The sequence below is a fragment of the Halomonas campaniensis genome (assembly GCF_014193375.1).
Taxonomy (GTDB): domain Bacteria; phylum Pseudomonadota; class Gammaproteobacteria; order Pseudomonadales; family Halomonadaceae; genus Halomonas; species Halomonas campaniensis.
In genome coordinates, this window is the sequence record NZ_JACHZF010000015.1 from 27,477 (window position 1) to 47,482 (window position 20,006).

General features: G+C 72.4%; 17 protein-coding genes. All 17 read left to right on the top strand.

Going from position 1 to position 20,006, the window contains the following annotated elements; all coding sequences use genetic code 11:
- The first annotated feature begins 76 nt into the window (after positions 1 to 76).
- The 17 genes from BDK63_RS11325 (at position 77) to BDK63_RS11405 (ending at position 20,006) form a co-directional block, all read left to right on the top strand.
- On the top strand, positions 77 to 1,021 hold the full coding sequence (locus BDK63_RS11325; protein ID WP_183331989.1) for a cobyrinic acid a,c-diamide synthase: 945 nt from the start codon (positions 77 to 79) through the stop codon (positions 1,019 to 1,021).
- A 64-nt stretch (positions 1,022 to 1,085) separates the two neighbouring features.
- Complete coding sequence (locus tag BDK63_RS11330) at positions 1,086 to 2,288, top strand: toxic anion resistance protein (RefSeq protein WP_183331991.1); 1,203 nt, start codon at positions 1,086 to 1,088, stop codon at positions 2,286 to 2,288.
- A complete protein-coding gene (locus tag BDK63_RS11335) occupies positions 2,285 to 3,655 on the top strand; it encodes an MFS transporter (protein ID WP_183331993.1) in 1,371 nt (456 codons plus the stop codon). Before BDK63_RS11330 ends, BDK63_RS11335 begins: the two co-directional genes overlap by 4 nt.
- 209 nt (positions 3,656 to 3,864) lie before the next feature.
- Positions 3,865 to 5,814, top strand: a complete 1,950-nt coding sequence (locus BDK63_RS11340) for a phage tail sheath family protein (RefSeq protein ID WP_183331995.1) — start codon at positions 3,865 to 3,867, stop codon at positions 5,812 to 5,814.
- A gap of 12 nt (positions 5,815 to 5,826) precedes the next feature.
- Positions 5,827 to 6,336, top strand: coding sequence for a phage tail protein (locus BDK63_RS11345; protein ID WP_183331997.1), 510 nt, complete (start codon positions 5,827 to 5,829; stop codon positions 6,334 to 6,336).
- Positions 6,336 to 7,208: a T4 family baseplate hub assembly chaperone gene (locus BDK63_RS11350; protein ID WP_183331999.1), complete on the top strand. Its 873-nt coding sequence runs from the start codon at positions 6,336 to 6,338 to the stop codon at positions 7,206 to 7,208. Before BDK63_RS11345 ends, BDK63_RS11350 begins: the two co-directional genes overlap by 1 nt.
- Before the next feature lie 1,283 nt (positions 7,209 to 8,491).
- The gene (locus tag BDK63_RS18675; RefSeq protein WP_183332001.1) at positions 8,492 to 9,484 is read left to right on the top strand and encodes a Pvc16 family protein; all 993 of its coding nucleotides are present in this window, start codon (positions 8,492 to 8,494) and stop codon (positions 9,482 to 9,484) included.
- The gene (locus tag BDK63_RS11360; protein WP_183332003.1) at positions 9,481 to 10,779 is read left to right on the top strand and encodes an ATP-binding protein; all 1,299 of its coding nucleotides are present in this window, start codon (positions 9,481 to 9,483) and stop codon (positions 10,777 to 10,779) included. Before BDK63_RS18675 ends, BDK63_RS11360 begins: the two co-directional genes overlap by 4 nt.
- Positions 10,776 to 11,087, top strand: a complete 312-nt coding sequence (locus BDK63_RS11365; RefSeq protein WP_183332005.1) for a hypothetical protein — start codon at positions 10,776 to 10,778, stop codon at positions 11,085 to 11,087. The genes BDK63_RS11360 and BDK63_RS11365 overlap by 4 nt, the downstream gene beginning before the upstream one ends.
- Complete coding sequence (locus BDK63_RS11370) at positions 11,084 to 11,740, top strand: hypothetical protein (protein WP_221202596.1); 657 nt, start codon at positions 11,084 to 11,086, stop codon at positions 11,738 to 11,740. The genes BDK63_RS11365 and BDK63_RS11370 overlap by 4 nt, the downstream gene beginning before the upstream one ends.
- Positions 11,741 to 11,788: 48 nt before the next feature.
- On the top strand, positions 11,789 to 12,076 hold the full coding sequence (locus BDK63_RS11375; protein WP_183332007.1) for a LysM peptidoglycan-binding domain-containing protein: 288 nt from the start codon (positions 11,789 to 11,791) through the stop codon (positions 12,074 to 12,076).
- 2 nt (positions 12,077 to 12,078) lie between these two features.
- Positions 12,079 to 13,185: a phage late control D family protein gene (locus tag BDK63_RS11380; RefSeq protein WP_183332009.1), complete on the top strand. Its 1,107-nt coding sequence runs from the start codon at positions 12,079 to 12,081 to the stop codon at positions 13,183 to 13,185.
- A 28-nt stretch (positions 13,186 to 13,213) separates the two neighbouring features.
- Positions 13,214 to 14,032 carry a phage baseplate assembly protein V gene (locus tag BDK63_RS11385; RefSeq protein ID WP_183332011.1) on the top strand — a complete coding sequence of 273 codons (819 nt, stop codon included), beginning with the start codon at positions 13,214 to 13,216 and terminating at the stop codon, positions 14,030 to 14,032.
- 50 nt (positions 14,033 to 14,082) lie between these two features.
- Positions 14,083 to 14,475, top strand: a complete 393-nt coding sequence (locus tag BDK63_RS11390) for a GPW/gp25 family protein (RefSeq protein WP_183332013.1) — start codon at positions 14,083 to 14,085, stop codon at positions 14,473 to 14,475.
- Positions 14,468 to 15,610: a baseplate J/gp47 family protein gene (locus BDK63_RS11395; protein ID WP_183332015.1), complete on the top strand. Its 1,143-nt coding sequence runs from the start codon at positions 14,468 to 14,470 to the stop codon at positions 15,608 to 15,610. The genes BDK63_RS11390 and BDK63_RS11395 overlap by 8 nt, the downstream gene beginning before the upstream one ends.
- Positions 15,607 to 18,453 carry a baseplate J/gp47 family protein gene (locus BDK63_RS11400; RefSeq protein WP_183332017.1) on the top strand — a complete coding sequence of 949 codons (2,847 nt, stop codon included), beginning with the start codon at positions 15,607 to 15,609 and terminating at the stop codon, positions 18,451 to 18,453. Before BDK63_RS11395 ends, BDK63_RS11400 begins: the two co-directional genes overlap by 4 nt.
- Positions 18,450 to 20,006 (top strand): hypothetical protein, encoded by a 1,557-nt coding sequence (locus tag BDK63_RS11405; protein WP_183332019.1) that lies wholly within the window; start codon positions 18,450 to 18,452, stop codon positions 20,004 to 20,006. The genes BDK63_RS11400 and BDK63_RS11405 overlap by 4 nt, the downstream gene beginning before the upstream one ends.

A 20,006-nucleotide genomic window follows, 5' to 3' on the forward strand; every position in this document is an offset into this window, starting at 1 on the left:
GCTGCGCTGCACCTGCTCGCCGTCACCGGCTAGCCTATACTCGGCTCCTGCCGCTGGATAAAGGATACCGAGCCCCATGTTGGGATTCTTGCAGGGATTTTCCTATGGCCTCTTCATGACCTGCCTGCCCTGGCTGCTGGTGGGGCTGGTCAATCCGTCGCTGGCCCTGGGCACCGAGGCCCCGGCGCGCTGGCAGGTCATCGTCCGCTACTGCCTGCTGGTGCCCTTCATCAGCATGCTGCTGTGGCTGACCTCGCTGTGGGGTGGCTTCGGGCCCAGCCTGCCGGGGTGGTTGGCGGGCATCGTCGCGGTTCCCGTGGCGCTGCCCCTGGAGCGGCGCCTGCGTGGCTGGCTGCGTCAGCGGCGAGAGCGCCGCCTGCGGATGCAGCGAGAGGCCGAGAACCGGCAGCGTCGGAGTCGACAGGCCCATGATGCCCATGAAGCCGGCGTGGCCGTCCTCGATCCGGACCGGCCGCCGGCGGACGCCGACAGCCTGGTGCTGGCCATGTGCCGAGCCAAGCAGGGCCTGCTCGAGGCGAGCCGGCCCGATCTGGCCGTTCAGGCCGACCGCCTCTACAGCCGCTACCGCCATGTGCTGGCGGTGCTGAGGGGCCGCTTCGACAGCGGCGAGCTGGCCTTCGAGCGGGCGCGGGGCCTGGTGGCCGAGGTCTGCCTGGGCGCGGTGGACACCCTCAACGCCATGGCCTCCCAGGCCCGGGGGGTCGCCAGCGTGGATGCCGATTTCGTGCGCCGCCGCCTGGCCGCCGATGACAGGCGGCTGGGCGAGGAAGAGCGGGCCGCCCTGGTGCGTCGCCTGGAACTGGTCGAGGAGACCGAGCATCGGCTGGGCGAGCTCGCCGCGCGCAACGAGTCGGCGCTGACGGTGCTCGACGATACGGCCGTGGCCATGGCACGTATCGAGACCGGGCGCCCCCAGGCATCCTTGACCACCGACCGAGCCCTCGAGGAGCTGCGCCGCTTCGTCGAGGGGGCCGACCGCTACGGGCGAGGCAGTGGATAATAAGACGGATGGCTCGAGCTCCGGGTCAGTGGCAGAGGGAATTTCAGGTCTCGACGAGGTGCTTATGAATCAGGAATCCGCAGGCGACTCTCGCCTGTCGTTGCCCCCCCTGGAGGAGATCGCCCGTCAGCTGGGCACTACGACATTCGAGGCGGGGACATCCGAGCCGGGGACCGCCGAGGAGGGCCGCGGCCAGGCCCCGGACGACGATGCCGCCCTGGCCGCCCTGGCCGATGAGTTCGTCGCCGAGGTGATCGCCGGCGCTGACGAGGGATCGCTGGCACGCCAGCGCCGGGCCGTGGACGAGATGGGGCTGGAACTGCAGCAGCAGGCCGCGCATCGCAGCGCCATGCTGGACACCCCGTTGCGCCAGCTGGCCCATCAGGGCGACGAGGGCGGGCCGGTGGCGAAGTCGCTGGTCGAGCTGCGCGAGCGCATGCATCAGCTCGACCCCGCCCGGCACCGGCTCTCGCCGAGTCCGCTGGACAGGGTGCTGGCGCTGGTTCCCGGTGTGGGCAGCCGTCTGCAGCGCTATTTCCGCAAGTTCGAGAGTGCCCAGCAGGCGCTGGATGCGATCATCGCCGACCTGGAGGCGGGCCGCGACATGCTGCGTCGCGACAATCTGACGCTGAGTGACGATCAGGCCGCGCTGGGCGAGATCCTGGGCCAGCTGGCGCGGCAGGTGGCCCTGGGTCGGCTGATCGACAGCCGCCTGCAGGAGGCGATCGCACGGCGAGACGCGGCGGACCCTCAGCGAGGCTTTCTCGAGGAGGAGCTGCTCTTCCCGCTGCGTCAGCGGGTCGTCGATCTTCAGCAGCAGCTGACGGTCAGCCAGCAGGGGGTGCTGGCACTGGAAGTGGTCATCCGCAACAATCGCGAGCTGATACGCGGCGTCGACCGTGCCATCAACGTCACCGTCTCGGCCCTGACGGTCGCGGTGACCGTGGCCCTGGCCATGGCCAACCAGCGGCTGGTGCTCGACCGCGTCGAGGCCCTCAATAGCACCACCTCGGCGATGATCGGCGGCACGGCCCGCACCCTGCGCCAGCAGGGGGTGGAGATCCAGCAGCGCGCCTCCGGGGCGATGCTGGACATGCAGGCCCTCGAGCAGGCCTTCGAGGACGTGATGGGCGCCATCGATGACCTGTCACGCTATCGCCAGGAGGCCCTGCCCCGGCTGGATGCGCAGATCGATCGCCTGGCCGACCTGTCCCGACGGGGAGGCTCGGCCATCGACCGTCTCCAGCGGGGAAATACGGCCCCATGAGCACCGTGACCAGCGCCACGCCGCCGCGAACCCGCGCCTCGCGCAAGGAGATCCTCGGCTGGGCGATGTTCGACTTCGCCAACCAGGCTTACACCCTGCTGATCATCACCGTGGTGTTCGGCGAGCTGTTCACCACGGTGATCGTCGGCGACCGCGGCGACGGCTACCGGCTGGCCAACTTCCTGTGGAGCCTGGCGCTGGCGACAAGCTACCTGCTGGTGGTGGTCACCGGCCCCCTGTGCGGGGCGGTGATGGACTACCAGGCGTCCAAGAAGCGCTTCCTGTTCGCGAGCTACCTGGCCACCGTGGCCACCACCGCCATGCTCTACTTCGTGGCGCCGGGCTACGTGGTACTGGGGCTGCTGCTGATCGTGGTCTCCAACTACGCCTACTCCATGGGGGAGTCCTTCATCGCCGCCTTCCTGCCCGACCTGGGTCCGCCGGAGGATCTCGGCAAGATCTCCGGCTTCGGCTGGGCGCTGGGCTACGTGGGCGGGCTCTTCGCAGCGGGTTTCACCCTGGTGGCGCTGGGCGAGGCCACCGCCGAGAACTTCGAGCGCATCCGCTGGGTGGGGCCCTTCGCGGCGGCCTTCTTCCTGGTCACCGCCATCCCCACCTTCCTGTGGGTCAAAGAGCGCGGCACCCCCCAGCCGCCCGGCAAGCCCTACCGGGAGATCGCCTGGGAGCGGGTCTCCACCACCCTGCACGAGCTCAGGCGCTTCCGCGACCTGGGCATCTTCCTGGTCTCGCTGCTCTTCTCCATGGCCGGGGTCTACATCATCATCGCCTTCGCCTTCATCTACGGCGCCCAGGTGATCGGCTGGGACGAGTCGATCCGCAACCTGATGTTCATCATCGTGCAGATCACCGCGGCGGCGGGGGCGCTGGGCTTCGGCTTCCTCCAGGACCGCATCGGCACCAGGGTCACCTACCTCTTCACCCTGGGGCTCTGGGTGGCGGCCATCGTCGCCATCTGGGCCACGCCGGAGGTCACCGCCTTCCTCAACGCGCGCTTCGCCCTCGACTGGGAGGCCCAGCACCTGTTCCTCTTCGTCGGCTGCCTGGCCGGGCTCTCGCTGGGCTCCAGCCAGTCGGCCAGCCGCGCCCTGGTGGGGCTCTTCTCGCCCACCCGCAAGGCCGCCGAGTTCTTCGGCTTCTGGGGCCTGGCCAACAAGCTGGCCGGGGTGTTCGGCATCGTGGCGCTCGGCCTGCTGCAGTCGGTGGTGGGGCTGCAGGCCTCGATCCTGCTCTGCGCCGCGCTCTTCATCGTCGCCATCCTGATCTGCCTGGCCGTGGACCAGGCCCGGGGCCAGCGGGCGGCGGCGGAGTGGGAGGCGCGTAACGGCAGGGCCGCGCCGGAGGGCTGAGCTCCCTCATCCCGCATTGGCGAGATCCCTCATTATGTTCGATGCTGACGGTTACCGGCCTGCCAGGGCCGGAAGCCGGTGAGGGATCTCGGTACGGGGCCATGATCGGCGAGGCCCCATGTCATGGGCGACAGGCGGGTATCCCTCTGCGACTGACCTGACGTGATGCGTTCGCATCACCGGACACCGTCGACACGAGAGGGAACAGCATGGCCACCTACCGCCACCCCGGCGTCTACCTGGAGGAGATTCCCAGCGGCGCCAGGCCCATCGAGGCCGTGGGCACCTCGACGGCAGCCTTCCTGGGCTTCGCCGCACGCGGCCCCGAGGCCTCACCCGTGTTCATCAGCAGCTGGGACGACTATGCCCAGGCCTTCGGCGGCCTTCGGGCGGTCACCGCCCCCCGGGGCGACAGCCTCGGCCACGCCGTCCGGGCCTTCTTCCACAACGGCGGCTCGGCCGCCTACGTGGTGCGTCTCGCCCGCGGGGCCGAGGCCGCCCGGGGCTTCATGCTCACGGACGGCGATCCGCCGGCCGGCCCGGATGACCATCTGCTCAGGATCGAGGCCGCCAGCGGCGGGGCCTGGGGCAATGCGCTGAGAGTGGCGCTGTCGCGTCAGGATGACGGCGAGACGCCGCCGCGCTTCACCCTGGTCGTCGAGGAGCGACTCGACGGCGAGTACGAGGAGCAGGAGCGCTTCGAGGACCTGACCCTCGACGAGAGTCGCGCCGACTTCATCGAGGGCAAGGTCAACGACGATTCCCGGCGGGTGAGGGTGACCCTGGGCGAGGTCTCGGACTACCAGCTCGGCACCAGCCGCAGCGCCGGGGACCTCGCGACGCTCGACCCCGTCACCCTGAACGGCACCTCCTTCACCGTGACCCTGGATGGCAGCGCCCAGGCGCAGCATAGCGTCGAGGTCAGCTTCGATGCGGCGGAGTTCACCGTCGACGATGACCTGGTGGCAGTGGCCGAAGAGATCCAGGAGCAGGTCCAGCAAGGTGTCTCGTCCGACGCCAACCCGCGCACGAACTTTACCTGCGAGGCGACCCCCGAGGGACTGGTGCTCACCTCGGGCTCCCGGTTGCCCGGCTCCGCGGTGGTCGTGCCCCCCGCCGATGACGATGACGCCGCGGTACTCCTCGGGCTGGGTGTCGCCCACGGTGGCGTGGAGACCACCGGCAGCCAGCACCTGGCGGGCCTGATCGCCGCCGGCGGCAGCGTCGTCCTCGAGGAGGGGGATGACGGCAGCGACCCGGGGGCCGGCGAGTACGATGCCGGGCTCGCCGCCGTGGAGGGCATCGGCGATGTCAGCATCCTCTGCCTGCCCGGCCAGGTCTGGGCCGATGACGGCACCGGCAATGCCGTCATCGATGCCGCCATCGCCCAGGCCGAGCGCCTGCGCAACCGCATGGTGATCCTCGACCCGCCGCCCGATGCCACCCTGGAGACGGCCGGCCAGGTCAAGGCGCTCGGCCTGCCGTCCTCGACCTATGCGGTGCTCTACTACCCCTGGGTGACGGTCGGCAACCCCCACTACACGCCCGAGCCGCCCCCGGGGGCCCCGCGCTCGCCACGCTTCGTGCAGGTGCCCCCCAGCGGCTTTGCGGCCGGCATGTGGGCGCGCACCGATTCGCGGCGCGGGGTCTGGAAGGCGCCGGCGGGCGTCGAGACGGCGCTGCTGGGGCTGGCCGGGCTGGAGCAGGAGGTCCAGGAGGTGCACCAGGGGGCCCTCAACCCGCTGGGAGTCAACTGCCTGCGCAGCCTGCCGGGATTCGGTGCGGTGATCTGGGGGGCGCGTACCCTGGCGACCCGGGCCAGCCCGGAGTGGCGCTACGTGCCGGTCAGGCGCACGGCGATCTTCATCCAGCAGAGCCTCTACAACGGCATCCAGTGGGCGGTCTTCGAGCCCAACGACGCGTCGCTCTGGTCGGCGCTGCGCCTCAACATCGAGGCGTTCATGAATGGCCTCTTCCGGGCCGGGGCCTTCCAGGGCGGCAAGGCCAGCGACGCCTACTTCGTGCGCTGTGGCCTCGGCGACACCATGACCCAGGGCGACATCGACCGGGGACAGGTGATCGTCCAGGTCGGCTTCGCGCCGCTCAAGCCCGCGGAATTCGTCATCATCCGGCTGCAGCAGAAGGTCGGCCAGGCATAGGGGGAGCGAACCATGGCAGCGCCACTCTTCACCGTGAATACCCACCGGCATGATCCCTACCGCACCTTCAAGTTCCAGGTGCTGATCGACGGCAGGCCGGTCGCCGGCCTCAGCAAGATGAGTGCCCTCAAGCGCACCACCGAGGCGGTGGGCTGGCGGACCGGGGGCGACCCGACCCACGAGCGCCGGCTGCCCGGCGGTACCAGCTACGAGCCGGTGACCCTGGAGCAGGGGCTGACCCACGATCCGGTCTTCGAGCAGTGGGCCAACCTGGTCAACAGCATCCAGGGCGACGCGGGGATGTCGCTGAAGAACTTCCGCAAGGACATCGTCATCAACGTGCTCAACCTACAGGGGCAGGTGGCGATCTCCTACAAGCTCTACCGCGCCTGGGTCTCCGAGTACCAGGCGCTGCCGGAGTTCGATGCCGGGACCATGAACAGCGTGGGCATCCAGACCATCCAGCTCGAGCACGAGGGCTGGGAGCGCGACACCAGCGTCACCGAGCCCGCCGAGTCCTGATGCGCATGCCGGACGAGGCCGGGCGCGTCGGTGCGGCGGCGAGTTCCCCCGGCACCTGTCGGCTGCCGGGAGGGGTGCTGCGCGAGGGCCGCCGCCTGAACGAAGTCCGCTTTCGCCCGCTGACCGGGCGCCTCGAGGAGGCCCTGGCCGCAGAGGGGGAAGACGCTCGAAGCCTGCCCGAGCGCATCACCGAGCTGCTGGCGGTGGCCATCGAGAGCCTCGAAGGAGGGCCGGTGGACCGGGCGACGGTCGCGGCCATGTCGGTGGGCGATCGCCGCTTCCTGACACGGCAGCTGGCGAGGGTGGTGGTGGGCGACCCGGTCTGGCTGAGCCACCCCTGTCGCGAGTGCGGGGCGCCCTTCGATATTCACTTTCGCCGCTCGGAGCTGCCGGTCAAGCCCGCCGGGGCGGGATATCCCTGGGCCGAGCTCGAGCTGGCACGCCATGGGCGGCTGCGCCTGAGGGTGCCCACCGGCGCGGACCAGGCCCGCCTGGCGGGCCTGGAGGAGGAGGCCGCGATTCGCCGGCTGGTGGCCGACTGCCTGCTCGAGGCGGACAGCGGCTTCACCGTCGAGGCCCTCGCGGCCAGCCTGACCCCGGAAGAGCTCGCGGCCATCGACGCGGCGCTGGAGCAGGCCTCGCCGGAGGTGGCCAGCGAGCTCGAGGCCGACTGCCCGGAGTGCGGTACCCGCCAGCGCGTGCCGGTGGCCGCGGACCTGGGGCTGGGATTCGGCATCGATGGCCTGCTCGGCGAGGTGCATCGCCTGGCCCTGGCCTACCACTGGCAGGAGGGCGAGATCCTCGACCTGCCGCGCTGGCGGCGGCAGCACTATCTGGCCCTGATCGATCGGGAGCGGGGCCTGTATCGGTGAGCCGGGCCGAGGTGCCGGCAAGGAGCGAGTGCCATGGAGTTCATCCGAGGGATCTATCTCGAGGCGCAGCGGACCGCGCTCCAGGCAGAGGGCCGCAGGCCGCCTGGCGGGATGCCCATGGGCGAACTAGAGTCCTCCTCAGGAGGACTGGCCCCTGGCCCGGCGGAAATGGCCGGGTCTGCTGCGGTGCCGGGAGGCGCGGGCCAGCGGCCGGACAGCGGCCGTGATGCCCCGGATGCCGACACGGCAACGCCTTCCCTGTCACCGCAGGACGCCTCCCGGGCGGTAGCGGGATATCTGGTTGAACAGCCTGACGTGACGTTATCGACAGCGAATGGGTCAGTGTCTTTATCCGATTCTCAGGAAAGTGTAAGTGATTCGGTAGCGAGACCCCCTGATCGTGGACTCGAGCGCGAAGCGGACAGCGTTGATGATCCTTTCCCCCCCGCCCGGCGACAGGACGATGGGCCCGCCCGGCAGGAACCTCGCAACGGGTCCGAGGGTACCAGGCGATGGTCGGTCGAGAGTCCGTCACACGCGCTAACGGTACCGGAACCCGGAGGTCCCGGGCACAGCGCCCAGCGTCCGGGGCCAGCCTCCGCTTTCTCTCCGGCTCCCGACGCCCCCCCTGACGGCGTTTCCGCCCCCTCGGTGGAGCCCGGCCGTGACCCTGCGTCCGGGCTGCCGCCGGCCTCTGCGTACCCGGAACCCGGCACCGTGCCCGGGGCGCGCGCAGCGACCGCTCGTACTGGCGACGAGGCGGGGCGCCATGCGCCGACCGTCGCGCCCTCCGGCGATGCCAGTCCCCCTGAGGAGGGTCCCGCCTCAGTGCTGCCGGCGAGCGACACGACCGCTTCATCCACCATGCCTCCCAGGGGAGGGCAGGCACGAGACGTCAGGTCCGGCGTGGAGCCTGGCGACGGCCCGGCCCTCCGCCCCACCGGCGCCCCGTTCGAGCGCCACGATGCCGGCTCGCCGCCCGCCTGTCGCGAGGGGCCGGCGACGCCCCCCTCCCGGGGGCTCCATGAGCCTGACGTCGCGTCGCATTCCCCCGATCCCGGCCGTCCTCGCGCCGCCTCGCCCCGGCGAGAGCTCGTCGAGCCTCTCCTGTCGCCACCGCCCGAGGAGTCTCGGCCACGACGCCAGGCGCCGCACGGTGAGGCCAGCGTGCATATCGGCCGGGTGGAGGTCGTCGTCGAGGAGGCCGGCACCGAGGCCGGGTCGCCCGTGTCGCCGAGCGCCTGGTCGAGTCTCTCCAGCCGTCGCTATATGCGGAGGCCCTGATGGTCGAGCCGAACAGCCTCTCCCGCACCGCCCGCGCCCTGCGTGCCTATCTCGCCGAGGCCCTGGCGATGCCGGCCAGCCGCATCCTGATCGGCCACCCGGAAGCGGTGCTCGCCGAGGCGCGCCAGGAGCCCGATGCCCAGCACCTGGGACTCTTCGTCTACCGCACCGAGATCGACGGCTTTCCCGCCGACGGGGCCTATCCGGCGCCGATCTACCTGCGCCTGCACTGCCTGCTGAGCGCCTTCTCCAGCGACGAGACCGGCGACGAGGGGCAGACCATCACCGCCGGCGAGATGGACCTGCGGCTGCTGGGCGGCGTGGTGGCGACCCTTCACCGGCAGCCGATCCTCGACGTCGAGGACGCGCAGGGGCGGGCGCGGCTGCAGGTGATCCCCCTCAACCTCGACCTGGAGGCGCTCAACCAGCTCTGGGCGAACCAGGGCGGTATCGCCAGCCGCCCCTCCATGGCCTACGAGCTGGCGCTGCTGCCGCTGCCACTGGGGGAGCCCGCCGATCGCCGCCCGCGCGTCGGCAGCCTGGGGGTGGGCGTCTCGGCCCAGGCGCACGGCGAGGCGATGCCGCCCGCCCTGCAGGCCGCGGCACCGTCCCGGCTGACGCTCCGGGGCGATGGCGACTGGCGCCCGCTGCTGGCGACCCGGGATGATGGCGGCCGACTCAGCCAGGCCCTGGTGGCGGCCGAATCGGCCCTGCCGCTGGAGGTGGAGGTGCTGGTGGCCGGCGAGCCCGAGGAAGTCGAGCTGGTCTGGGAGGTGTGGGACCGCGACCAGGGCTGGCGGGCGCTGGCCGAGCCGGCCCTGGCCCTGGTGCCACCGGTGCGGCGCCTCGCTGCCTCCGCCTTCTCATCCGCGGTCCGGGTGGCGCTGCCACTCTCCGGGCCCGGCCAGGCGGCACTGCATGCGCGCCGGCCGAGCGGTGGCCAGCGCAGCGCCCCGATCCTGGTCTCGATCCACCCCGAGGAGGCGCCATGAGCGTGGCCAACCTGGAGCCGGAGCGCCAGCGCCTGGGCCTGCTGGGCCAGCTGGTCGCCGAGCGGCGTGCCGGTCGCGAGGTCAGCGATGCGCAGCGCCGTCGCCTGGCCGCCCTGCAGGCCAGGGTGCGGCGCGGCCGGCAACGCTCACCCTGGCGCGAGCTCGTCGAGGAGCACGCCCTGGACGATCTCGAACAGGACATCCTGGCCTGCGTGCTGGCGCCGGAGACCGATGCCGGCATCGGCATGCTCTACCATTCGCTGCAGCCCGCCGGGGCCTTCGCCAGCCCGGCGCTGATTCGCGACCTGCTGTTCCTCGATGACCACGAGGGCGAGGGGCTGCAGCAGCGCCTGGCCGAGCAGGCCCCGCTGCGACGTCGCGACCTGGTCAGCTGCGAGCGGCTGGATGCCTACCAGCCCCTGCGTGCCGGGGCCTCCGCGCTGGCCCGGCTGATGGGGCGGGGCGAGGCGGTGACCCTGCCCGGGGCGCTGGCGCTCCCGGTCGAGGCCGAGTGGGAGACGCTGGTGCTGCCGGTCCATGCCCGCCGGCGCATCGAGACCTTCCTGCTCTGGGTGACCCAGGCCGAGCGCGTCTACGGCGACTGGGGCGCCCGGGCGATGGGCGGGCCGGTGGCGCTGTTCGCCGGGCCGCCCGGCACCGGCAAGACCTTCGCCGCCGAGGCCATCGCCCGGCGCCTCGGCTGGCCGCTCTACCGGGTCGACCTGGGCCTGCTGGTCAGCAAGTACATCGGCGAGACCGAGAAGAACCTCAACCGGCTCTTCGATGCCGCCGCCGGCCGTCGGGCGGTGCTGCTGTTCGACGAGGCCGACAGCCTGTTCGGCCGCCGGGGGGAGGTCAGCGATGCCCGTGACCGCTACGCCAACATGGAGGTGAGCCACCTGCTGGCGCGCATCGAGCGCCACCGCGGGCCCTGCATCCTGACCACCAACCAGCGCCAGCACCTCGACCCCGCCTTCATCCGCCGCTTCCAGACCGTGATCGAGTTTCCACGGCCGGACCGGGCCGCGCGCCGCCGCCTCTGGCGGGGGCTGCTGCCGCCCAGGGCCCCGCTGGCCAGCGACCTCGATGTCGATCGCCTGGCCGAGGTCGGCCTGACCGGCGGGCAGATCCGCAACGCCGCGACCCATGCCGCCTTCCTGGCGGCCGGGCGCGATGGCGAGCTGGACATGCCGGCGCTGGCCGAGGCGATCTGGCACGAGCTCGGCAAGGATGGCCGCGACACCCCGCGGGAGGCCCTGGGCCCGCTGCAGGCGTTTCTGGGGGAAATGCCATGAGCCTGCGCATCGACCACCTCTGCCTCCAGCTGCCGCCGCGCTGTGCCGCCTGGCGGCCGCTCCTGGCGCGCCGGCTCGCCAGGGAGCTCGCCGACCTGGCACCCGGGCAGCCGCTGGCCACGGGTCGGCTCGATCTCGACCGGCTCGATCTCGGCCGGCTGACGCTGCCCGCCGAGGCGGGGCCCGAGGAGCTGGCGCGGCTGATCGCCGATCGCCTGCGCGACTGCCTCGTCCGGGAGCTGACCCGGACGGACAGCGGCCGGCCCCCGACGGCCGATCTCGACCCCCATCCCGGAGGACGTCCATGAGCGGTATCAGCGGTGACCATGGCCGCCTGCGCTACCAGCGCGGCAGCCTCGAGGAGTATGCCGAGGTCGACCGGCCCCTGAGGCTCGAGTTCGAGTTCAATCCGGCCTCCATGACCCGCACGCGGAGCGTCTCGCTGCGCACCGGCAACGCACCCGGCACCCGGGGCGGCTATGACTTTGCCGGCCGCAGCGAGGTCCCCCGTGCCTCCCAGGGCATCAGCCTCGAGCCCGAGAGCTTCACGGTGACGGTGCTGCTCGATGCCACCGACCGCATGAATGCCGGCGAGGAGCCGGCGTCGCGCCTCGGGGTCCAGCCGGAGCTCGATACCCTGCGCAGCATGCTCGAGCCCAAGGTCCAGGGAGCCGACGGCCAGCGGACCCTGGCGGCCCTGGGGCAGGGCGGGGCCAGGGCCTTCGCCCGGCACGAGTTCGCCTCGGTGCTGCTGTTCCGCTGGGGGCCCCACCACCTGCCGGTGTTCATGACCCAGGCCCAGGTCGAGGTGAGCGACTGGCTGCCCAGCCTCTACCCCTACCGGGCCCGGGCGACGCTGACCCTGCAGGTCATCGAGAGCCGCAACGAGTTCTACGGCGAGGAGATCAAGCGGCAGTTCCGCACGGCCCTGCGCCAGGAGGAGGGGCCGCAGGCCACCTAGTCGAGACGTCAGGCGAGACCACGACAAGCGTCCGAGAGGAGAGCGACCATGATCGACCGGACATCGCGCTACGCCGGCACCCGTGGCTTCCGGGCCACCGGAGAGGGCGAAGGCTTCGCGGGGCTGCGCTGTCGGGAGCTGGGCCCGGCCACGCCGGTGCTGGAGCACACCCTCGGCGCCTGGGACCGACCCGACCAGCTGGCGCGCTACTACTACGGTGACCCGCACCGCTGGTGGCGCCTGCTGGATGCCAACCCCGAGTGGCTGTTCGCCGGGGACCTGCTGGAGGCATCGGTGGTCGGGCAGGTGCTGCTGATTCCGGCCCGGGAGGAGTGAGCATGGGCGCCTCGGCGAATGATGCCCCCCTGCGACAGCCCGTGGAGTGCCGGCTGTTCATCGACGACGAGGAGCTGGCGGCCTTCTATCCCTGGCTGCGCGAGGTCCAGGTCAGTCTCGAGCGCGGCGCCGCGGGGGTGGGCACGCTGAGCTTCGACACCTTTCGCGACGAGACCGGCGAGTGGTGGCTCCAGGACAGCGAACTGCTGCGCCCCTGGCGGCGGGTCGTGGTCATGGCGGCCTTCGGTGACCACCAGCAGCCCGTGCTGCACGGGGTGATCCGCGAGGTGACCGTCACCACGCCGGAGTCCATGGCCGAGGCCCGGGTCGAGGTGGCGCTGCAGGATGAATCCCTGCTGCTCGACCGTGGCCATCACCGCCGCTGCTGGTCGCGCCGCGACGAGCCGCGCCGCGATGGCGAGATCGCCGCCGAGATCGCCGCATCCCACGGGCTGGCCTTCGAGGGCGATGACGGCCTGACCAACGCGGCCCTCAACCAGGACGAGACCGACATCCGCTTCCTGCGTCGCCGTGCCGAGGCCAACGGCTTCGAGCTGTTCGTCGAGCAGGGGGTGCTGCACTTCCACGCCCCCCGGCTCGAGGCGGGCGACCAGCCGCCCCTGCTGGTCCATGCCGGCAGTGACACCAACTGCCTCTCGGTGGATATCCGCCATGACGGCCACCTGCCCGATGCGGTTCGCGTGGTGCGCGCGGATGCCGACGAGAGCGAGGCCCATGCCGAGCTCCATGAGCCCGACCTGCCGCTGCTCGGCCGGCAGTCGGCCGGCAGCGCGGGCATGGGGCACGAGCCCTTCGTCTGGGACCTCCCGCGGCCTGGCGGGGCTACCCAGGCGGAGGTCGTGGCCCGGGCCATCGCCGCGGCCAACGAGAATGCCTGGAAGGTGGTCGCCGAGGGGGAACTGGATGGGGTGCGCTACGGCCACGTGCTGCGTCCCCACGGCACCGTGGTGATCGACGGCGTCGGCTCGACCTACGGCGGACGCTACTACGTCGCCGAGGTGACCCATCGCTTTGCCGCCGATGGCTATCGGCAGCGCTTCCGACTGATTCGCAACGCCCTGGGCCAGGATGCCTGGCCCGAGTCCTGATACATCCATCGGCAAACCGGAGGAGACGATGACCGAGCTCGAGAAGGACATGGCGCGACTCGCCCGGCATATCGACGAGCGGCGATTCGGCAAGTATCGCGGCTTCGTGTTGGACAACGCCGACCCCGACCAGGCCGGCCGCCTGCAGCTGCGCATCCCCTCGGTGCTGGGCAGCGAGGCGACCGACTGGGCGCTGCCCTGCGTGCCCTTCGCCGGCCCCGGCTACGGCCTCTTCGCGATCCCCGACCCCGGCGCGATGGTCTGGGTGGAGTTCGAGGAGGGCGACATCGACCGGCCGATCTGGACGGGCGGCACCTGGCAGCACCCCGACCAGCTGACCGAGGGGGCGGCCCAGGCAGAACCCCGCAGCCGGCTATGGCGCACCCCGGGGGGCCACCAGCTGCGCTTCGACGACGAGCCCGGCGAGGAGCGCTGCCGCCTCAGCCATGCCGGGGGCGCGGAGCTGACCCTGGAGCCGGAGGGGGCGGCACGGCTGACCGACCCCGGCGGAGCCACCCTGGTGCTGGACAGCCGGGGGGGCGAGGTGCGAGTAGAGGATGCCAGCGGCAACCGCCTGGTGCTCTCCCGCTCCGGCACCGTGGTGGAGGACGCCTTCGGCAACCGCATCGAGATGGGGCCGGCCGGCATCACCGTGGACGGCACCCGGGTGGTGGTGAGCGGCAGCATGGTCAGCCTGGCCGGCGAGGGGGGCGAACCGCTGATCAAGGGCACCAGCTTCCTGAGCCTCTTCGCCACCCACGTGCACCCCACCAGCATGGGGCCGTCGGGGCCGCCGATTCCCCAGGGCGAGTTCAGCACCCTCTCCACTCGAACCATGACCGGCTGACCGGCCGGAACCGTCGCCCGGGCCCGGGGCCTGGCGGCAGGAGGTGACCCATGAGCAGAATGCCGGAACGCGACAGCCTGGCCTTCCCGTTCGCCATCGAGGCCGACGGCGCCCGGCGCTGCGGGCGGGCGGACCAGATACGCCAGCGCATCGAGCAGGTGCTGTTCACCGCCCCCGGCGAGCGCATCTACCGGCCGGCGTTCGGGTTCGGCGCGCGGCGGCTGGTGTTCGCCGCGCCCGACTCCCTGCTGCGCGAGACCGCCGCCCAGCAGCTCTCGGCGTCGCTCGCCGAGGCCCTGCGCGGGGAGGTGGACCCCGCCACCCTCCGGGTCGACCTGCACAGCGACGAGGCGCGGCTGATCATCGAGATCCGCTATCGGCTGGCGGCCATCGACCGTCAGGAGCGCCAGACCTTCGTGGTCGGGGAGGGCTGGCATGGCTGAGCTCCCGCGCCCCGAGCTGCGCTTCGACGGCGGCTGTCCCGACTGCGGCGGGCGTCGCGTGCGGATGCCCGAGCCGCCGCCGGCGATCCCCGATGACCTCGACTGGCGTACCCGTGACTTCGAGGGCTTCCGCGCGATGATGCTGGCCGACCTGGCCCGGCGCTTCCCCGAGCGCGGTGACTGGAATCCCGCCGACCTGGAGGTGGTGCTGGTGGAGGTGCTGGCCACCCAGCTCGACTGGCTGTCGGACATGCACGACCGCGTCATGGCGGAGGCCACCCTCGAAAGCGCACGGCGGCCGGCCAGCGTCGACGCCCTGCTGCGCATGATCGGTTTCGATGCCGCCGAGCATCGCCAGCTCTCCCGGGAGGCCCTGTATCGCCTGTGGCGGGCGCGCCCCGATCTGCTGGACGCCGATCGCGCCGAGGGGCCGCGGCGGATTCGTCGGCAGGAGCGTGCCGTCACCCTGGAGGACCACGCCGCCACCCTGGTCGCCCATCCGCTGGTGGAGCAGGCCCACGCCTGGTCGCGCTGGACGGGGGCCTGGGAGCGCATCGAGGTGGCGGTGATCTGCTGGAACGGCGAGCCCCTGGACCAGCCGCTGCCCGCGGTGGCGCCGCCCGAGCTGGCCCGCCGGCTGTCCCGCTTCCTCGACGAGCAGGGGGCCGAGTGGCGACCGCCCTTCGGTGAGGCACCCAGCGTGCGCCGGGTGCTGCGCGACTACCTGGAGGCGCGCCGCCTGGCGGGCCAGGAGGTGGTCCTGCGCGATGCCGCGGCGGTGGGCATCGTGCTGGGCCTGCGGGTCACGGTAGCGGACGAGCACTTTCGCTCCGAGGTGGAGGCGGCGGTGCGTCGCGTGCTGGGCGACGGGCCGGCGGGGCTCTTCCACCCGGGGCGTCTGGCCTTCGGCGAGGACCTCTACGCCTCGGACTTCTATCAGGCCCTGATGGCGCTCGCCGGCGTGCGGGATGTCTGCCTCACTCGCTTCAAGCGCGCGGGACGGCGCTATCCGGACGAGTCGCGCTCGGGGCGCATTGCGCTCTCCGGGCTCGAGTTCCCGGTGTGTGACGGTGACCCGGCGCGGCCGGCACGGGGTCACCTTCGCCTCGACCTCAAGGGAGGGCTGCGGGGATGAAACGAGACGAACTGACCCGCTGGAACCGCGCCGGCCTGGCGCGGCTGGCATATGTCCACGGCAATGCCGCCAGCTTCCTCGAGACCCTGCGCGCGGGATTTGCCGGCCAGCCCGAGCTCATCCGCTGGGAGCGGGTCATGGGGCCGCCGCCCGATGAGCGCGACGAGACCCGCCGCGAGCGGCTGCTCGACCAGTACCGCACCCCGACCCGCGACCCCGCCTGGGAGATTGCCCGGGCGCTCGCCCGCGCCAGCCAGGTGCTGGCCGGCCACGTCGATGCCGAGGCCAACGAGGGGTACCTGGGCACGGCCACGCTGTGGGAGCGCGTGCGCCAGCTGGTGACCATGATCGACTATATCCCCGCGCCGCCGGCCTCCGCCGCCACGCCGCTGGTGCTGCTTGCCCGGGAGGGGCGCGATGGCCGGATCCCGGCGGGCCTGGCGGTGCGCCATCAGCCGCTGGAGGGCGGCCCGCTGACCTTCGAGACCCTTGAGGATATCGACGTTCATGCCTCCCTGAATGCCCTGCGCCTGGCGGGCCACGACCGCTCGCCGGCCCCGCTGTGCGGCGATGAGCTGGAGCTGCCCGGCAAGCCCGGCGACGTCCGTGCCGACGAGCCGCTGGTGCTGGAGGACGAGGTGGAGGGGCGCCTGCGGGTGTGTCGGGTGGCCGGGGTCAGCGAGGCGGCGCCCGGCTGGCTGCGGGTGCGGCTGGCGGAGGGCCTCGGCGAGAGGCATGGCTTTGTCCGGGGGCAGACCCGGGTGCATCACGGGGTACGTGAGAGGCCGACGCTGCTCGGGCCGGTGCCCGAGGTCGCCGCCCCCCTGGCGGCGAGGCGCCTGCGCCTCGCCGAGCCGCCGCCGCCCTTAGACCCCGGCGACGTCGTCTACCTGGGGCCTGCCGCCGATCCCGCCGACCGCTTTCGCCGGGTGGTCGCGCGGGAAGCGCGCGCCGTGATCCTCGACCGGCCCCTCGACTGGCTCGACTTCCGCCATGGCCACCTGGCGAAGGCACGCCGCCTGGCCGTGTCCGGCGTCATCGGCCGAGAGCTGGAGGGCCAGGCGGGTGGGGTGGTACGGCTGAAGGTGGCCGGCGACCTGCGAGACCTGGCGGGAAGCTGGGTCGTGCGCCCCGGCAGTGACCGGGAGCTGAAGGCCTATCGCATCCTCGGCGTCGAGTACCGGCCGGCCGACCTGGACGTCGCCCACGCCGGCTTCAGCCTGCTGCGCATCCAGATCCAGGACTCGACCAGGGATCCGCTGCGTGACAACCCCCAGTACGTGATGGCGGCGCCGCCCTCGCGCGGCGTGCCCTTCGAGCCCTTCGTGCGCAATGACCGATGCCGGCCGCTGGACCGGCAGCTGGAGGTGAGGGGAGGCCGGGATGCCGAGGCGGGGGGCCTGATAGTGGTGCAGCGGGGGCAGCAGTTCGCCGGTGGCCGGCTGGAGAGCGTGGCCTCCCTCGAGGGGGAGCGGCGTCGCCTGACGGTTGCCGGCTGGACACACCGCGGCGGCGGCCGCTTCTGGCTCGGCGACAGCGTGCTGCATTGCGGCTTTCGTCACGTCTCGCGGCCGCGGGGCTGGGATCGCAACGAGGGCCTCGTCACCGGCCCTGGCCTGGTACTGGAGACGCTGCCCGCCGAACTGGGGCGCGGGCGGCGCGTGCTGGTGGCCGGTGGGGCCGGGCGGGCCGTCGAGGCCGAGGTCGAGCGGGTCGACGCGCAGGGGCGGGTCTTCCTGTCGCCCTCCCTCGACGATCTGGGCCTGAGGGTCTCGGAGGTGGTCATCCACGGCAACGTGGTGGCCGCCGGGCATGGCGAGGCGCGTCCGGAAAGGGTCTACGGCGGGGTCGATATCACCCCGCAGGGGCTGCCTGTCGCCCTGAAGGATGTGGCCTTCACCGCCGACCGCCAGCTGCCCGGCGGCGTGCGCGCGGCGCTCGAGGTCCGGGTGGAGGGGGAGCGCTGGGAGCAGGTGGGACAGCTGCATGACGCCGGCCCCGAGGATCGCCACTACACCGTGCGCTACACCGAGGATGGCGACCTGCTGCTGGGCTTCGGCGATGGCGAGCGGGGGCGCCGCGTGCCGGCGCGCCGCGGCAACGTGCGCATCGGCTGGCGCGAGGGCAGCGGTCCGGTCGGCAACCTCCCGCCGGGCTCCCTGGAGCGCCTGGCCCGCCCCGACCCGCGCCTCTCGGGCGTGCGCCAGCCCCTGCCCGCCGTCGGCGGCAATGCCGTCGAGGACAGCGAATCGCTGTGTCGTTCGGCGCCGGCCACCCTGCTGACCTTCGATCGCGCCGTCTCGCTGGCGGATTTCGCCGCCCTGGCGACCAGTCACAGCAGCGTCTGGCGGGCCCGGGCGCGTCCGGGTCCGGCGCGCACCCGACGCGCCAGGGCGGTCACGGTGGTGGTGTTGCCGGCGGGAGGGGAGGCGTCGCCACACCTGCTGGCCAGCCTGTCGGCCTACCTCCACTCCCACGCCCCACCGGGTATCCGCGTGGGGCTGGTCGAGGCCGCTCGGGTCGCGATCCACCTGCGCGCCCGCCTGCGCCTCGACACGGCGGCCTTCGACCCCGACACCGTGGTCGAGGCGGTGCGCCGGGTGCTGCAGGGCGCGTTCGCGCTGGCCGAGCGCGATATCGGCGAGCCGCTGACCATCGCCGAGGTGTTCCGCCACATCGAGGCGGTGGACGGGGTGGTCAATTCACGCTGCGCCATCGGCCGCGACCGGATGCCGGCGCTCGACAGCGGGCTGCGCCAGGTGCCCGCCGGTGTGGATGAGGTGCTCCACCTGCCGCCGGCTGTCGGCCATCTTGCCATCGACTGGGAGGAGGCGATCCCATGACGCCCGATGCCCCCGATTCCCGATGGTCGAGCCGGCTGGGCCGCCAGCTGTGGCTCCTGCTGCCCGAGCTCTATCGCCAGCGCGATGAGTCGGGCCAGCTGGCCGCCTGGCTGGACGGCTGCGGCCTGCTGCTCGACCAGCTGCACGGCACCCTCGAACAGCGCCTGGACGATGCCTTCCCCGAGAGCGCCCAGGGCTGGATCCTGCCCTACCTGGGCCAGCTGCTGGATGCCCGGCTGGTCTCGCCCACGGTGGCGGGGCGGCGCCAGGAGGTGCTCAATGCGGTGCGCTGGCGCAAGCGCAAGGGCACCGTGGCGGCCCTGGAGGAGCTCGCCGCGGCGGTGGCCGATTCGCCGGCACGGGTCCACGAGGGCTGGCAGCGGGTGATCACCACCTACCTGCCCGGCACCCCGCTGCCGCGGGTGGTCACGCCCGACTTCCGATACCGCATGCGGCGGGTGCTGGACGATGACGGCACTCCGCGGCTCGTCGGCGAGTCCGGGGTGCCATGCTTCCCCGACAGCCACGAGGACCTCACGCTGCGCACCGCGGAGCTGAGCGTGGGCGGGCGGCGCCCGCGGCGCTTCCACCCGCGCAGCCTGCTGCTGCACCTGCCGCCGGGACGGGGGTTCTTCCCCCTGGCGCGCGAGCCGGTCGGCGGCATGGCACTGCCGGGCGACATCGCCTGCGGGGAGGCCGACTGGCGGCCGCTGCGCGATGGGCGCCAGGCCTGTCGGCGCCTCGTGGCGACCTCGCCCTGGCGCTGGGAGGTAGAGCGCATCCGGCGCCCGGTGCCCAGCGGCTGGATGCTCGAATCGGAGCACCATCGGGTGGCCAGCGCCGACGGGCACCCGCTGCCGGTCACCGGCCGCGTGGTGCTGGACCTCCCCGGCGACGGGGTGGCGCGCCACTTCCACTTTCAGGACCTGGTCTTCCTTCACACGCTCAGGGTCAGCCGCGCGACCCTGCATCTCGAGCGCTGCGCCGCCAGTCGCGCCGTGGTGGTCTTCTCGCCGCGCGGCGAGGTGCCGGCCCTGTCGCTGCGTGACAGCCTGGTCGGCTATGCGCGCACCGCCACGGCGCTGTGTCGCCTGGAGCATGCCACCGTGCTGGGCGGCCTGGTGGCCGAACACCTGCAGGCCAGCGACAGCCTCGTGCTGGGCCCGCTGCGGGCCGACCTGGCCAGCGACAGCGGCCCGCCCCGGCGTGGCTGCCTGCGCTACAGCAGCCTGCCGGCGCTGGTGCCCTACGCCGCGGTGGAGGACCGCCCCTGGTTGGAGGTGCATCACGCCTCGATGGCCAGCCGGGCGCCGGTCATGCTTTCCCGACAGTTCGGCAAGGAGGGCTGTGGGGTGCTGCATCCCGACGGGCCCGCCGAGATCCATGCCGGCGCCGAGGACGGGGGAGAGATGGGGGCCTACCACCATCGCTTTCACCAGCGTCGCCTGGAGGCCGTCCGCCACAAACTCGAGCAGCATCTGCCGCTGGGCATGACTACCGCCATCATCACCGACCCGCGCCTCGCCCGACAGCCCCCGCGGCTGCGGCGCTGA

Excerpts from the sequence above, each read along its gene's own strand:
- BDK63_RS11325 (WP_183331989.1), top strand. The coding sequence starts at position 77 with ATGTTGGGATTCTTGCAGGGATTTTCCTATGGCCTCTTCATGACCTGC.
- BDK63_RS11330 (WP_183331991.1), top strand. The coding sequence starts at position 1,086 with ATGAATCAGGAATCCGCAGGCGACTCTCGCCTGTCGTTGCCCCCCCTG.
- BDK63_RS11335 (WP_183331993.1), top strand. The coding sequence starts at position 2,285 with ATGAGCACCGTGACCAGCGCCACGCCGCCGCGAACCCGCGCCTCGCGC.
- BDK63_RS11340 (WP_183331995.1), top strand. The coding sequence starts at position 3,865 with ATGGCCACCTACCGCCACCCCGGCGTCTACCTGGAGGAGATTCCCAGC.
- BDK63_RS11345 (WP_183331997.1), top strand. The coding sequence starts at position 5,827 with ATGGCAGCGCCACTCTTCACCGTGAATACCCACCGGCATGATCCCTAC.
- BDK63_RS11350 (WP_183331999.1), top strand. The coding sequence starts at position 6,336 with ATGCGCATGCCGGACGAGGCCGGGCGCGTCGGTGCGGCGGCGAGTTCC.
- BDK63_RS18675 (WP_183332001.1), top strand. The coding sequence starts at position 8,492 with ATGGTCGAGCCGAACAGCCTCTCCCGCACCGCCCGCGCCCTGCGTGCC.
- BDK63_RS11360 (WP_183332003.1), top strand. The coding sequence starts at position 9,481 with ATGAGCGTGGCCAACCTGGAGCCGGAGCGCCAGCGCCTGGGCCTGCTG.
- BDK63_RS11365 (WP_183332005.1), top strand. The coding sequence starts at position 10,776 with ATGAGCCTGCGCATCGACCACCTCTGCCTCCAGCTGCCGCCGCGCTGT.
- BDK63_RS11370 (WP_221202596.1), top strand. The coding sequence starts at position 11,084 with ATGAGCGGTATCAGCGGTGACCATGGCCGCCTGCGCTACCAGCGCGGC.
- BDK63_RS11375 (WP_183332007.1), top strand. The coding sequence starts at position 11,789 with ATGATCGACCGGACATCGCGCTACGCCGGCACCCGTGGCTTCCGGGCC.
- BDK63_RS11380 (WP_183332009.1), top strand. The coding sequence starts at position 12,079 with ATGGGCGCCTCGGCGAATGATGCCCCCCTGCGACAGCCCGTGGAGTGC.
- BDK63_RS11385 (WP_183332011.1), top strand. The coding sequence starts at position 13,214 with ATGACCGAGCTCGAGAAGGACATGGCGCGACTCGCCCGGCATATCGAC.
- BDK63_RS11390 (WP_183332013.1), top strand. The coding sequence starts at position 14,083 with ATGAGCAGAATGCCGGAACGCGACAGCCTGGCCTTCCCGTTCGCCATC.
- BDK63_RS11395 (WP_183332015.1), top strand. The coding sequence starts at position 14,468 with ATGGCTGAGCTCCCGCGCCCCGAGCTGCGCTTCGACGGCGGCTGTCCC.
- BDK63_RS11400 (WP_183332017.1), top strand. The coding sequence starts at position 15,607 with ATGAAACGAGACGAACTGACCCGCTGGAACCGCGCCGGCCTGGCGCGG.
- BDK63_RS11405 (WP_183332019.1), top strand. The coding sequence starts at position 18,450 with ATGACGCCCGATGCCCCCGATTCCCGATGGTCGAGCCGGCTGGGCCGC.